Origin of the sequence: Arthrobacter sp. UYEF20 (assembly GCF_040546335.1) — a bacterium.
Taxonomy (GTDB): Bacteria; Actinomycetota; Actinomycetes; order Actinomycetales; family Micrococcaceae; genus Arthrobacter.
On the sequence record NZ_JBEPNP010000002.1, the window covers coordinates 1 to 12,369 of the forward strand.

12 protein-coding genes and 2 pseudogenes are annotated in these 12,369 nt (G+C 67.7%); 8 read left to right on the top strand and 6 right to left on the bottom strand.

What is annotated here, in order from left to right:
• A pseudogene (locus tag ABIB26_RS02555) lies at nucleotides 1-103 on the top strand (dihydrofolate reductase family protein); the annotation flags it as partial.
• Between the two features lie 512 nt (nucleotides 104-615).
• Nucleotides 616-1,137, top strand: coding sequence for a putative immunity protein (locus tag ABIB26_RS02560; protein WP_354239307.1), 522 nt, complete (start codon nucleotides 616-618; stop codon nucleotides 1,135-1,137).
• A 133-nt stretch (nucleotides 1,138-1,270) separates the two neighbouring features.
• Here the strand turns inward: ABIB26_RS02560 and ABIB26_RS02565 are convergent, their stop codons facing one another.
• From ABIB26_RS02565 to ABIB26_RS02580, 4 genes are read right to left on the bottom strand one after another with little or no spacing between them, the layout of a single operon-like run.
• Nucleotides 1,271-2,035: an ABC transporter permease gene (locus tag ABIB26_RS02565; protein ID WP_354239309.1), complete on the bottom strand. Its 765-nt coding sequence runs from the start codon at nucleotides 2,033-2,035 to the stop codon at nucleotides 1,271-1,273.
• A complete protein-coding gene (locus ABIB26_RS02570) occupies nucleotides 2,032-2,865 on the bottom strand; it encodes an ABC transporter ATP-binding protein (RefSeq protein WP_354239311.1) in 834 nt (277 codons plus the stop codon). The genes ABIB26_RS02565 and ABIB26_RS02570 overlap by 4 nt, the downstream gene beginning before the upstream one ends.
• 25 nt (nucleotides 2,866-2,890) lie before the next feature.
• Nucleotides 2,891-3,253: a DUF1048 domain-containing protein gene (locus ABIB26_RS02575; RefSeq protein ID WP_354239313.1), complete on the bottom strand. Its 363-nt coding sequence runs from the start codon at nucleotides 3,251-3,253 to the stop codon at nucleotides 2,891-2,893.
• 2 nt (nucleotides 3,254-3,255) lie between these two features.
• Entirely contained in the window at nucleotides 3,256-3,606 is a 351-nt protein-coding gene (locus ABIB26_RS02580) for a PadR family transcriptional regulator (RefSeq protein ID WP_354239315.1), read from the bottom strand.
• A gap of 298 nt (nucleotides 3,607-3,904) precedes the next feature.
• Here ABIB26_RS02580 and ABIB26_RS02585 point away from each other — a divergent pair.
• Both ABIB26_RS02585 and ABIB26_RS02590 read left to right on the top strand, forming a co-directional pair.
• Nucleotides 3,905-4,479 (top strand): annotated as a pseudogene (locus ABIB26_RS02585) (recombinase family protein).
• A 104-nt stretch (nucleotides 4,480-4,583) separates the two neighbouring features.
• A complete protein-coding gene (locus ABIB26_RS02590) occupies nucleotides 4,584-4,790 on the top strand; it encodes a hypothetical protein (RefSeq protein ID WP_354239317.1) in 207 nt (68 codons plus the stop codon).
• A gap of 6 nt (nucleotides 4,791-4,796) precedes the next feature.
• On the opposite strand, the gene ABIB26_RS02595 is transcribed toward ABIB26_RS02590, so the two are convergent.
• Entirely contained in the window at nucleotides 4,797-6,134 is a 1,338-nt protein-coding gene (locus ABIB26_RS02595; protein ID WP_354239319.1) for a glutamyl-tRNA reductase, read from the bottom strand.
• 157 nt (nucleotides 6,135-6,291) lie between these two features.
• Between ABIB26_RS02595 and hemE the strand changes: the two genes are divergently transcribed.
• Together hemE and hemG are read left to right on the top strand one after the other, a co-directional pair.
• Nucleotides 6,292-7,428, top strand: a complete 1,137-nt coding sequence (gene hemE, locus ABIB26_RS02600) for a uroporphyrinogen decarboxylase (protein WP_354239321.1) — start codon at nucleotides 6,292-6,294, stop codon at nucleotides 7,426-7,428.
• A gap of 5 nt (nucleotides 7,429-7,433) precedes the next feature.
• On the top strand, nucleotides 7,434-8,906 hold the full coding sequence (hemG, locus tag ABIB26_RS02605) for a protoporphyrinogen oxidase (protein ID WP_354239323.1): 1,473 nt from the start codon (nucleotides 7,434-7,436) through the stop codon (nucleotides 8,904-8,906).
• 521 nt (nucleotides 8,907-9,427) lie between these two features.
• On the opposite strand, the gene ABIB26_RS02610 is transcribed toward hemG, so the two are convergent.
• A complete protein-coding gene (locus ABIB26_RS02610; protein ID WP_354239325.1) occupies nucleotides 9,428-9,880 on the bottom strand; it encodes a winged helix-turn-helix transcriptional regulator in 453 nt (150 codons plus the stop codon).
• A 33-nt stretch (nucleotides 9,881-9,913) separates the two neighbouring features.
• On the opposite strand from ABIB26_RS02610, the gene ABIB26_RS02615 reads away from it, so the two are divergent.
• Together ABIB26_RS02615 and ABIB26_RS02620 are read left to right on the top strand one after the other, a co-directional pair.
• Nucleotides 9,914-11,161 carry an MFS transporter gene (locus tag ABIB26_RS02615; protein ID WP_354239327.1) on the top strand — a complete coding sequence of 416 codons (1,248 nt, stop codon included), beginning with the start codon at nucleotides 9,914-9,916 and terminating at the stop codon, nucleotides 11,159-11,161.
• Between the two features lie 296 nt (nucleotides 11,162-11,457).
• Nucleotides 11,458-12,336: a hypothetical protein gene (locus tag ABIB26_RS02620; RefSeq protein ID WP_354239329.1), complete on the top strand. Its 879-nt coding sequence runs from the start codon at nucleotides 11,458-11,460 to the stop codon at nucleotides 12,334-12,336.
• Nucleotides 12,337-12,369 lie beyond the last annotated feature (33 nt).

Sequence of the window (12,369 nt, forward strand, 5' to 3'; positions counted from 1 at the left end):
TCCGTACTTCACCGCGCTGGACAGCTGGGTGAACCTGAACCTGGTGGAGACGCGGACGTTTCCCGACGGCGTGGTCCTGACCAGGTACGAGACGAAGCGCTGAGCGCGATTCCTCCGCGAGATCGGGGAAGTACTCCACCACCAGCGGCCCCACGTCGACGGGCAGCAGATAGTCCGGAATGTGCCTGCCCTGCGCACCGCCCCGGCGACCTCAGCCTTCAACAAAAACGGTTGCGCCACAATATGGCCCACCGACACATCGAAGTCCGCGAACAACAAACGGCGCCAACTCCAATCGGGACTCGCAGATCACCAGATCCCGCTCCGAAGTGCGGCGTCGATGATGGTCCCTTGAACGACACCGAATTGTGCGACCCACGCGAGAAAACCGGCCTATCCGCACACTAGCTCCGCCTCCGCGAGCAGCACCACAAAGTGATCCCTTTCAATGACGTGGCGCCACGCTGAAGCACCAGCAGGCAGCTCTGCCCGTAAGCCGAACGGCCAATGGGACAGCTCGCGGTGCCCGGTGGAGGGTCCCTCAGCGTGGATCGGCCTGGGTGGGTCTCGTCGTGGTGCCGTCGGCTTGTGGGTCAGGTGTGAGAGGGTGCTGATATGGCTTCCCCGCAGGCTTTAAGCGAGACCGATCGCCGTATCGTCGCAACGTGGGCCGCGGACTGTGCGGAGCGCGTCCTGGCGGTATTCGAGGCGGAGGCTCCAGAAGATACTCGGCCTCGCGATGCCATCACCCGGACCCGAGCATTTGCTCGCGGTGACCTCGCCGCGGCCGGGGAGATCCGCCAGCGCTTTGTTGCTGGCCGTGCCGCGCGGGAGGTGAAGACTCCTGCCGCGGTGGCGGCTGCTCGCGCTGCCGCACAGGCCGCGGCCGTCGCTCACATGGGCGCGCAGGCCTTGGGCGCGGCCGCCTACGCCGCGAAAGCGGCTGGTCTGGCGGCACCCGATCGCCCCGAAGCAGTCGGCGAAGAGATCCGCTGGCAACTCGACCACATGTCTGCCGAGGCCAGGGAGACTCTCAGGCGCTTGCCGCCCGTTGGTGAGGACCCGGCCCGCTCGGACCGGGACTCCTCGCGTCCGGCATTCTCGCCTCAAGCATTCGAAACATCCAGACCCGTTTAGCCGACCCCGACCAACCTGTGCCACCCGGCTGAATCCGAGGTCCGCTGAGGGAAAGTGTAACGACGATGCCGCCCACGTCCCCGTGGGGGAAGCGGGCGGCATTCGTCGCGCGGTCCGCGAGCAGAGCTCGGCCTTAGCTGATCTTGCGACGGTAGATGGCGATCGCGACGGTGTAGGCGACGACGAGGATGCTGACGAGCCAGGCGAGGGCGATCCAGATGTCATTGCCGACGGGTTCCTGGGCGAACAGTGATCGGATGGTGTTCACGATGGAGGTCACGGGCTGGTTCTCGGCGAACCATGCGACCGGGCCGGGCATCGAGCCGGTGGGCACGAACGCCGAGCTGATGAACGGCAGGAAGATCAGCGGGTAGCTGAACGCGCTCGCGCCGTCGACGCTCTTCGCCGAGAGCCCGGCGATCACGGCGATCCAGGTCAGCGCGAGGGTGAACAGGACCAGGATGCCGGCGACCGCGAGCCAGGCCGCCACGGATGCTCCGGTGCGGAACCCCATGATCAGCGCGACGCCGATGACGATCGCGACCGAGACCAGGTTCGCGGCCAGGGAGGTGAGCACGTGCGCCCAGAGCACGCTCGACCGCGCGATCGGCATGGACTGGAAGCGCTCGAAGATGCCGCCCTGCAGGTCCAGGAACAGCCGGTACGCGGTGTACGCGACGCCGGACGCGATCGTGATGAGCAGTATGCCGGGGAGCATGTAGTTGACATAGGACTCGTCGGAACCGGTATTGATCGCGCCGCCGAACACGTACACGAACAGCAGCATAAGCGCGATCGGGGTGACCGCGGTGGTGATGATCGTGTCGGGGCTGCGGAGGATGTGGCGCAGCGAGCGGGCGGTCAGGATGCCGGTGTCGCCGAGGACGTGGGTGGTCATCGGGGTTCCTTTCCTGCCGGGACCGTGCTGTCAGTGCGGTCGTCGTCGGCGGTGTCGGCCTCCCCGGTGTCACCGACGAGAGCGAGGAAGACGTCCTCGAGGGAGGGCTGCTTCTCGACGTACTCGACCTTGGCAGACGGGAGGAGTTGTTTGAGTTCGGTGAGGGTGCCGTTCTGGATGATCGTGCCCTTGTGCAGAATCGCGATCCGGTCGGCCAGCTGCTCGGCCTCGTCGAGGTACTGCGTCGTGAGCAGCACCGTCGTGCCCTGGTCAGCGAGTTGCTTGACGGTCTGCCACACCTCGATGCGCGCCTGGGGGTCGAGTCCGGTGGTGGGCTCGTCAAGAAAAATGATCGGCGGGTTGCCGATCAGGCTCATCGCGATGTCGAGTCGGCGTCGCATGCCGCCTGAGTACGTCGACGCCTTGCGGTTCCCTGCTTCGGTGAGCGAGAAACGGGCGAGCAGGTCGTCGGCGATCGCATCCGGGTTCTTCAGGTGACGCAGCTTGGCGATCAGCACGAGGTTCTCCCGGCCGGAGAGTACTTCATCGACCGCAGCGAACTGGCCGGTCAGGCTGATTGACTCCCGCACGTCGCCGGGCTTCGCGCCGACGTCGAAGCCGTGCACCGTGGCGGTTCCCGAGTCGGCCTTCAACAGCGTCGACAGGATCCGCACCAGCGTGGTCTTGCCCGCACCGTTCGAGCCGAGCAGGGCGAAGATGCTCCCCGCCCTCACATCGAAGTCGACGCCCCGCAGCACGTGCAGATCCTTGAACGACTTCTCGATGCCCTGCACCCGGATCGCGGGTTCGAGGGCCTGGTTGGTGGTCATATCCGGGTCTCCGTTCCTGGCGCGTTCACGCCTCGTCGGCGGACTGATCGATGGCGTCGGTCAGGCGCTTGCGCTCCTTGTTGATCCACTGGCCGTCCGAGTAGTTTTGGATGAAGGTGTCTGCGAACTCCACCGGGTCGTCACCGACGATGTCGCGGATCGGGGTGCCGTCGGCAGCGGCGCGCTCGATCAGGTCGGCGAGGTCCTCGAGCATCTGCATCAGGACATCGCCCTTGACGATCGACCCGGCGAACATGAGGTAGCGCTCTATACCGTCGATCGCGGTTCGGTAGCTCGCCGGGAGCTCTTCCTTGCGGGCCTTGTATTGGCGCCAGCGCTTCTTGTCCTCGAACGATCCCGTGATCTGCTCGATCCATTTTGCGGCCATGACTAGATTCCTTCTTCCGGTGGGTGTTCGATGTGGTGGTGGAGCGCGTTGATTCGTTCTGCGAGGAAGCTCCATGTCTTCCAGAACTCTTCGAGGTACTCCCCGCCCAGTGCGTTCAGCGTGTAGACCTTGCGCGGTGGGCCCTTCTCGGATGGGACCTTCGCCACGTCGACGAGACCGCGCTGCTCGACCCTGACCAGCAGCGCGTACACGGTGCCCTCGACGATGTCGGAGAAGCCCTGCTCGCGCAGCCGCGCTGTGATCTCGTAGCCGTATGCCGGCTGCACGGCCAGAGTCGCAAGGACGATGCCCTCGAGCGTGCCCTTGAGCATCTCGGTCATCTGCTTACCCATGGAACCCCTCCCTCGGCTACTCTGTGATACTATCTACCACTAGATAGTAGCACTGAATAGCGATCGAGCAAGGGGAAGATTCTCCAGTTCTCCACGACCCGCCCCGCGCTCGAGTGGCGGCGGTGGCTCCACCAGTGATCTTTCGGCAAAAGCTACACCGGAAGGGGTCGTCCACCGGGACACGCGCAGACGGCTTCGGACATTCCCACAATCGAGACGGTCACTGGGTCGTCAATTCCCGCAGGACCCGCCCGAGATTAAGCCCGGTCAAGGGGGGCTAAACGCTACAGTCAAATCCATGACCGGGATCCTCATCGGATGCCCGCGTATCCACCAACGACCAAGACCTCACCGCACAGAAAAACGCCCTGGTCACTCTTGCGGTGACGTCGGAGAAGACGTTTGCCGATCAGGGCCTGACCGGCGCCAACTGGGCGTGACCGCGACTCAGGGAAGTACTGGTTGCCTGCCGGGCCGGGGATACCCTGGTCGTGACCAAACTCGCCCGCCTTGCCCGGCCGCTCCGCGATGCGAAGGACATTGTTGACGAACTCACCCGCCGCGAGGTCAAGCTGAGCATGGGAGGCTCGTCCGCGACCCGGCCGATCCCGTAGGCCGGCTTCCCTTCAACGTCCTGGCCATGGTCGCCGAAGTCGAAGCCGAGCTGATCCGCGCCCGCACCCGGGAGAGCACGGCCGTCGCCAACGCCAGGGGCCGTCTCCGGGGGAAGCAACCCAAGCTCTCCAAGACACGGGGAGCGCACCTCCGTTCACCCTGCGGGGACACACAACTGTGGGGATTGCCGCACTGTTCGCGGTAGCGCGCTCAACCGTCTACCGCGCCATCAAGCGGGCCGGCGATGCCTCCGTCTAGAACCGAGAGATTCCGCCATCAGAAGCCGGAATCCGCACCGCCGCCCCTAAACGTGATTTCCGTACCGATCCTGCTGAGACCCGGAGCAGGGCGCCGCGACGTCCGTGTGGGCAGCAACGTCCCCGGCGCTCGAAGGCAAGGGCGGTGTCTACTGCGAGGACTGCGACGTCGCCGAACCCACGCTCATCGGGTCCGCGGAGGCACGGATCAGGGGAGTGGACGCGCACGCCGTGGACCGGGCGGATGCGGCCCGGTTGTGGACGTTGTTGGCGGAGCTGACCGGAATCAACGCCTTCGGCCGGGGCCGTTAGCGCGAGCTACGCCGTTTCCAGCTTGGCGGCTGCCCCGGGCGGCTGGCTGTGGTCGACCGGGCACTCTGCTTCGGCCGCCCGGGCGGCGGGCTGCTCCACCGTGATGCCATAAAGCGCTTCGAGGCCTGCGACGTAATGTTCCTGCTGGCCGTTGGCGGCCAGCTCGCGGGCACGGACGGTGGGCACGTGCAGCAGCTGCTTGACCATCCGGCGCAGGGCGAACTCGACTTCCTCCGCCGCGGCAGTGCAGCCGTGGCGGGCACGGACCTTTTCCATTTCCGCCTCCAGGACGTTCATGGTGTGCCGGCGCAGCGCGACGATCGCGGAGTCCACGGAGCGCGATTCACGCTCCTGCTCGAAGGCGCCGGCCGCGCCGGCGACTATGCTGCTCGCCTGCTCCAGCGACTCGGACTGTTCCTGCGGGGCGGCGAGGCGCACGGACTCCAGGGTGAGGAGCTCGACGCCGTCGAGCTCGCCCACGGCGGGATCGAAGTCGTGGGTGAGGGCGAGGTCGATGGCGATCAGCGGCTGTTGCGAGTCAGCCCGGACCCGGGCAAGGTCCGACGCTTCAACCCGGGTATCCGAGCCGCTGCAGCCGATCATGACGTCCGCGGCCGCAACGGCGGCGGGGAGGCTCGCGGTGTCCAGGGCCGTGCCCCCGCGGGTGGCGACGAAGCCTGCCGCGCGGCCCGAGGACGAAAAGACGGAAACGTCCGTGCAGCCGCGTTCGCGCAGCAGCGACATGGTGGCGCCGGCGTAGGCGCCGGTGCCGAAGACCACAGCCTTCTTGGTGGACCAGTCCGGGTTTTCGGACAGCTCGGTGGCGAGGTCCAGGGCAACGGAGACAATCGAGAGTCCCCGGGAGCCGAGTGCGGTCTGCGCACCGACGTCCTTGGCGGTCTTGGAGGCTGCCTGGAAGAGCCGGACGAGGCCGGAGCTTGCCGTGCCCTCGTGCTGGGCGGTGATCAGGGCCCGGCGGACCTGGCCTGCGATCTCGCGCTCGCCCACGACGGCGGAGTCCAGGCCGGAGCTGACCGCAAAGAGGTGCTGGCTGACCTCCGGGCCGGTGCGGGTGCTGAAGGAGCGGGAGACGAGTTGATCGTTGAGTCCGCTGGCTCCGCTGATCTGGGAGATGAGGGCCGCGCGGGCGGCATCGACGTCGTCGGGGCGGTGCGCCTCACCGTAGATTTCGAAGCGGTTGCACGTGGCAAGGACAATGGCACCCGCCACGGCCGGCGATCCGGCGAGGGCGGATGTGGCGAGCTCTGAAGCGCCGGTGCTCAGTTGAGCAACGGTCTCGAGGTCGATATCGGCGTGAGTCGCCACCAATGAAAAAAGAACCACAGCAGGTCAATCATAGCTTTTTCGCGTCCGCGTAGAACAACAATCACGCGTGGACCGCGCACGCAGGCCTGTGATTCCCGCCACGGCGGCGCCCGCGGCAGCCCTGGTGACAGGCTGTAGTTATCTTTTGGGGCCGATTTTGGGCACAATCGAAGTCATGACTCCTAGCGCTGCGGCAACCGACGGCACCACCAGCACGTCTGAAATCGGCACGTCCACCCACGAGGCTTCCGGCCTCGGCGCCGGGCACCCGCTGATGGACGGCCGCACCGCCGGCTCCCCGCTGATCACCGCCTACCGCGGCGGCAAGCCCTCCCGCCGCCCCGTGTGGTTCATGCGCCAGGCCGGCCGCTCGCTGCCCGAATACCTGAAGGTGCGCGAGGGCGTTGGCATGCTGGAGTCCTGCCTGCGCCCCGAGCTCGCCTCCGAGATCACCCTGCAGCCGGTCCGCCGCCACGACGTCGATGCTGCCATCTTCTTCTCCGACATCGTGATTCCGCTCAAACTGGCCGGCGTCGGGGTGGACATCGTTCCCGGCGTGGGCCCCGTCCTGGACAAGCCCGTCCGCACCCCCGAGGACGTCGCCGCCCTGCCGCAGCTGACGTGGGAAGCCCTCGAGCCCATCCGGGAAGCCGTCCGGCTGACCGTGGCCCAGCTGGGCAGCACCCCGCTGATCGGCTTTGCCGGCGCGCCGTTCACCCTGGCGGCCTACATGGTGGAAGGCAAGCCCTCCCGCGACCACCTCGGCCCGCGCACCATGATGCATGCCGACCCCGAGACCTGGACCGCCCTGGCCAACTGGGCTGCGGACGCCTCCGGCATGTTCCTCCGGGCGCAGCTGGAAGCCGGCGCCTCCGCCGCGCAGCTCTTCGACTCCTGGGCCGGATCGCTGGGACTGGCCGACTACCAGCGCTTCGTTGCCCCGGCGTCGTCCCGCGCCCTGGACCATGTGCGGCACCTTGGGGCGCCGCTGATCCACTTCGGCACCGGCACCTCGGAACTGCTGGTGGCCATGCGCGACGTCGGCGTCGACGTCGTGGGGGTCGACTACCGGCTGCCGCTGGACGAAGCCAACCGCCGCCTGGGCGGGACGGTGCCGCTGCAGGGCAACATCGACCCGGCGCTGCTCTCCGCGCCCTGGGACGTCCTTGAAGCCCATGTCCGCGAGGTGATCGCGGCCGGCGCCGCGGCCCCGGGCCACGTCCTGAACCTGGGCCACGGCGTGCCGCCGGATACGGATGCGACGGTGCTGACGCGCGTCGTCGAACTGATCCACTCGATCTCCCCGGCGTAGACGCCATGGGCACAGGCGCAGACGCAGGCGCGGCTGAACCGGGCCTGACCGCCGTGGTGGTGGGCGGCGGGATATCCGGCCTGCTGGCCGCCCGAGAGCTGGCTGGGGCCGGTATCCGCACCACCGTCCTGGAGGCCTCCGGGGACTGGGGCGGCTGCGTGGGCAGCCACGTGGTGGCCGGCCTGACCCTGGACAGCGGCGCCGAGTCCTTCGCCACCCGCTCCCCGGCCGTGGCGGACCTCGCCGCCGAGCTGGGCCTTGCAGGCGACATTGTTCCGCCGAACCCCGGCGGCGCCTGGGTCCAGCTGCCTGATGGGCCACGGGAACTGCCGAAGACCGGAGTGCTGGGCATTCCGGCCAACCCCTGGGATCCGGAGGTCCGGCGCTCGCTGGGCCTGCTCGGTTCGGTGCGGGCCTCACTGGATGCCCTGCTGCCCGCCTCGCTGGGAACCCGGGCCGATGTCGCCAGCGTGTCGGCGCTGGTCCGGGCACGGATGGGCAGGCGCGTCCTGGACCGTCTTGTGGCGCCGGTGGTCGGCGGCGTCCACTCGGCCGATCCCGCGCTGCTCGACGTCGACATGGTGGCGCCGGGCCTGCGCGCCGGGATCCGGCAGCACGGCTCGCTCGCTGCCGCCGTGGCGGCCCAGCGCAGGGGAGGGGCTGCTCCCCGAAAAACAGGACCCCAGAAACCCGGGCTGCAGAAGGCGGGCTCCGCCGTCGCCGGGCTGCGGGGCGGGATCAACACGCTGGTTTCCGCGCTCGTGGCCGATCTGCGCCGCCGCGGCGTCACGCTGCTCAGCGCCACGCCGGCAGACGCCGTGGCGCGCACGCCGCAGGGCTGGCACGTCACCTCGGGGGACACGGCGTACGACGCCGGGCTGCTGGTCATCGCCGTGGCGGGCCCGGCCGCCGTCGGACTCCTCGCGGACACCCTGCCCGAGCTCGCGGCCCGACGCCCCGCCGCCGGACCCGACGTCAGCCTGGTCACCCTCGTGGTGGACGTGCCGGAACTCGACGCCGCCCCGCGCGGCACCGGGGTCCTCGTGGCGCCGCAGAGCCCCGGCATCCAGGCCAAGGCCCTGACTCATGCCACCGCCAAGTGGGGCTGGCTCGCCGAGCGGACCGGCCCCGGCACCCACGTCCTCCGGCTCTCCTACGGCCGCGGCGGCACGCGGCACGGCGCGGGGAGCGCCCCGGAGCCGGAATCCGACGACGAGCTGTTCGAAGCGGCCCTGAAAGACGCCTCGGCCCTGCTCACCGTGCCCGTAGCGGCCGGCGACGTCCTGGACTGGGACGTGGTGCGCTGGGCCGGCGCCCTGCCCTTCGCATCCCTGGGGCACAAACGGCGCGTGACTGAAGTCCGGGAGATCTGCGCGGCGGACGGCACCCTGGCCGTGGTGGGCGGCTGGCTGTCCGGCAACGGGCTCGCCGCGATTGTCGCCGACACGCCGAAACAGCTCCGCAGTCTACTGCCCTAAGCGGCGGAGTTTGGCGCCGTATGGCGGTTCTGTGATCGCTTGTTGTCGCCTTACGAGCGAGGTTGTGCGTCGAGTGCATAGCTATAGAACGTCGCGCGGGACATACCCAGATCGCGGGCAACCTTCGCGGTTAAATACGCGAGGGCCGGCACCGCGGTCGCATCCGATCAGCTTCTTCACGACGCTCCAGGTGTCTCGTAACTCATGGTTAGTACCGCGATTCAACCACAGGGTTTCGACACATAGTTATGAGAATCGCCGACTCGCAGCGTTCCGCCGTTCCTTCGCGGGACGAGCATGCGACCGTCGAGACGCCTCGAATCCGTAGGGTTGCGAGACAGGCGTCTGCGTGTCCGTTTGACGCCCCCTTACCTGGGCATTTTCTCGGGAGGGTCTTACGGAAACGACACTCATGAAGGCCCCCGAAGTTGGTGCCGCCGTTGCGCCGGGTCGTGTGTCCCGGTGATCGTCCGGCTTGCGGGCGCTCGTCTAGCTATGGACCGCCCCGAGCGCTCCTCCGGTCAGCGAGCCCGTCGGACGCGTGTGTTCTCGCTCGTCAGTGGCGTTCCGTCGGCGGACATAGGCACGAGTTCCGGTACGCGAGCGTAATCGTCACCTACCAGCACCGAATGATCTTCTCCGGCGGCAAACGCGTGACGCTCGCCCCACTGTCGTAGCGTGACGATCACCGGAAAGAGGTCTTTGCCTGCGTCGGTGAGTTCATACAGCTTGCGCTTGCCGGATTGCGCATCGACCTGGGCGATTATGCCGTACGCCGTGAGCTTGCGGAGTCGGTCGGTGAGGATGTTGCGGGCGATGCCGGTGCGCCTCTGGAAGTCGGTGAATGAGCGGGCGCCATCCATCGCGTCGCGGATGACAAGCAGGCTCCAGCGGTCACCGACAAGGTCGGTCGTGCGGGCGACTGGGCAGCTCGGGTCTGTCCACGCGATGCTCGCGGCTATGTCGTACGTCATCACACCTCCAACGAGTTGCATCTTGCAACTATTTTGACCTATCTTCTGATTGGTAGCAAATTGCAACTGAATGAGGTGGTTGGCATTAACGGGCGAACGAAGCTGCTGCTTGCTGTTATCTGCGGGGTCGCTGTGGCGAGCGTGTACGCGGGGCAACCTGTTCTCGGTCAGATGGGACTCGATTTGGGTGTTCCGGTCGACACCGTGGGCTGGTTCGTGGCCGCTGGCCAGCTCGGCTACCTTGTAGGCCTGATCCTTCTGGTGCCGTTGGGTGATCTGCTCGACCGCAGACGCTTGATTGTTCTCCACCTTGTCCTGGTGGCGGCAGGCCTAGCCATTGTCGCGGTTGCCCCTGCAGCGTGGGTCGCATTCGTCGGCCTCGCGCTGGCGGGTGTCTTCGCCGTGGTGGTGCAGACGGCGGTTGCGTACGCGACGGCGCTCTCTGTGCCCTTCGAGCGTGGCCGCAACCTGGGGATCGTGACCTCGGGCGTGGTGATTGGCATCCTCGGTGGGCGCATCCTCGCAGGGTTCCTCGCGGACATCTGGGGGTGGCGCAGTATCTACGTCGTCCTGGCGGTCCTCGCCGCGGCTCTCGCTTTGTTGGTGCTGATCCTGCTTCCCGCGGACATCCGCTCGGGCGGCGCGAGGTATGGGGTCCTGCTCCGCTCCTTCGCCGGACTGTTCACCCATCCGGTCTTTCTCAGTCGCGGGCTGATCGCGTTCTTCCTGTTCGCGTCCTTCGGTGCGCTTTGGAGCGGCATGGCCCTGCCCTTGACCGATTCGCCGTGGCACCTCAGCGAGACGCAGATCGGACTGTTCGGCATCGCCGGACTCGCTGGTGCACTCGGTGCTGCCCGCGCTGGTCGCTGGGCGGACTCAGGGTACGCGAACCGCGTCACCGGCTTCGCCCTGATTGTTCTGCTCGCCTCGTGGTTCGCAATCGGACAGCTCACTTGGTCGTTGGTACTGCTGATCCTCGGAGTGATCCTCCTTGACTTCGCTGTCCAAGCCGTCCACGTCAGCAATCAGCACATTCTCACCACCGTCTACGCCGACCGCGTCAGTACCACCATCGGTGCATATATGGTCTTCTACTCCCTCGGCTCCGCCCTCGGCGCCGCGGCCACAACCGCCTTATATGCCACCGCCGGCTGGCCAGGCTCGGCCTTTCTTGGTGCTGCCTTCGCAGCCGGCGGAGTGGTTACCTGGGCGCTCAGTTTGCGTACCGCGACTCGCGCCACTCGCCCCGATTACCTCAGAGAGGCCACTCTGTCTCGGTGAAGGTTCGCCTTGCGGTCACCCAAAGTGCTGCTAAACCGTCATAGACAACTGCGACAAACCGCCACTTCAAGTGAACAGTCACGGCCGGTTGGGTGTCTCGTAACCACGGTGTCTCGAAACCCATGGGATGTAAGACGACGCGAAGCCCGGGAATGCGACATCGAACGGTCACAGAAGGCCGCCAATTACCGCCAGACTCCACAGCCCTAAGCGGCGCTTCCCGGTGACGCTGAGCACGTTCACCGCCCGTCCGTCAAAATTCCCCCGGAAGCTGATACGTATTAGGGTCGATGACCATGGTTATTCTCAGGTCCAACGTTTCCAAGACGCAGACCGGTCACCATGGGGGACTTCGACGCGTCATGGCAACTGCCGCGCTCGGAACGGTGCTGGCGCTGTCCGCAGGAGTCCCTGCCTCGCACGCCGCCGCAGTCTCAATTTCGGTCCCGGTCTCAGCGGCGTCCGTGACGACGGCGGGGAGCTCCCTTACCCCCGGTCTCGACGACCTCCTCGACGGCCTGCTCGGGTCCCCGCAGCCATCGCCGTCGCAACAGCGCACGTCCTCACCGCAGCCGACGCCGACGAAGCACGCGTCACCCTCGCCGCAGCCTGAGCCCAGCGACGGCCCTGACGACGCCGAGACGCCGAGCCAGACGCCGACCGCGCCGCGGCAGTCCCCGGCGCAGCCGGCAGCCCCCCAGGACCCTCCGGCGGGGACCCAGCCGGCCGCCCCGCAGCCCGCTGCCCCGGCCGCCGACGGCACGCCCGCCGCCCAGCCGGGCAACGGCACGGCGGCAGGGCAGGGGCCGTCCTCCGGTGGCGACCCAGCCGCAGCCGGTGGCGACCCAGCCGCAGCCGGCGCCGACCAGGCCGCGGCTGGGGCCGGCCAAACCACACCCGCCACGTCCACCACCCCCGGAACGGCCGGGGAGCCGGCGCCCGCCGGTGCGGGGACCCCGGCGCCCGACGGTGCGGGCGCGTCGCCGGCGGCGGAGCCAGGCTCGTCGCCGGCAGCTTCGCGGCCCGGGGCCAAGGGCCACTCCGGTAGCACCTCGATGCAGGCAACCTCCGCCGTGGAGGAGGCCGGGCCGTCCCCGCTGCTCGGCTGGGGGATCTCCCTCGTCGCGCTGTCCGTGCTCGCCGGCGTCATCGTCGTGAGGATGCGCAGGGTCTGAGCCGTACGCCACCGGCGGCCGAAATCCGCAAAA

What these genes read in the sequence shown, in the direction of transcription:
- ABIB26_RS02570 (WP_354239311.1), bottom strand. Translation starts at nt 2,865, where the DNA reads ATGACCACCAACCAGGCCCTCGAACCCGCGATCCGGGTGCAGGGCATC.
- ABIB26_RS02610 (WP_354239325.1), bottom strand. Translation starts at nt 9,880, where the DNA reads ATGACGTACGACATAGCCGCGAGCATCGCGTGGACAGACCCGAGCTGC.
- ABIB26_RS02580 (WP_354239315.1), bottom strand. Translation starts at nt 3,606, where the DNA reads ATGGGTAAGCAGATGACCGAGATGCTCAAGGGCACGCTCGAGGGCATC.
- hemE (WP_354239321.1), top strand. Translation starts at nt 6,292, where the DNA reads ATGACTCCTAGCGCTGCGGCAACCGACGGCACCACCAGCACGTCTGAA.
- ABIB26_RS02575 (WP_354239313.1), bottom strand. Translation starts at nt 3,253, where the DNA reads ATGGCCGCAAAATGGATCGAGCAGATCACGGGATCGTTCGAGGACAAG.
- ABIB26_RS02565 (WP_354239309.1), bottom strand. Translation starts at nt 2,035, where the DNA reads ATGACCACCCACGTCCTCGGCGACACCGGCATCCTGACCGCCCGCTCG.
- hemG (WP_354239323.1), top strand. Translation starts at nt 7,434, where the DNA reads ATGGGCACAGGCGCAGACGCAGGCGCGGCTGAACCGGGCCTGACCGCC.
- ABIB26_RS02620 (WP_354239329.1), top strand. Translation starts at nt 11,458, where the DNA reads ATGGTTATTCTCAGGTCCAACGTTTCCAAGACGCAGACCGGTCACCAT.
- ABIB26_RS02560 (WP_354239307.1), top strand. Translation starts at nt 616, where the DNA reads ATGGCTTCCCCGCAGGCTTTAAGCGAGACCGATCGCCGTATCGTCGCA.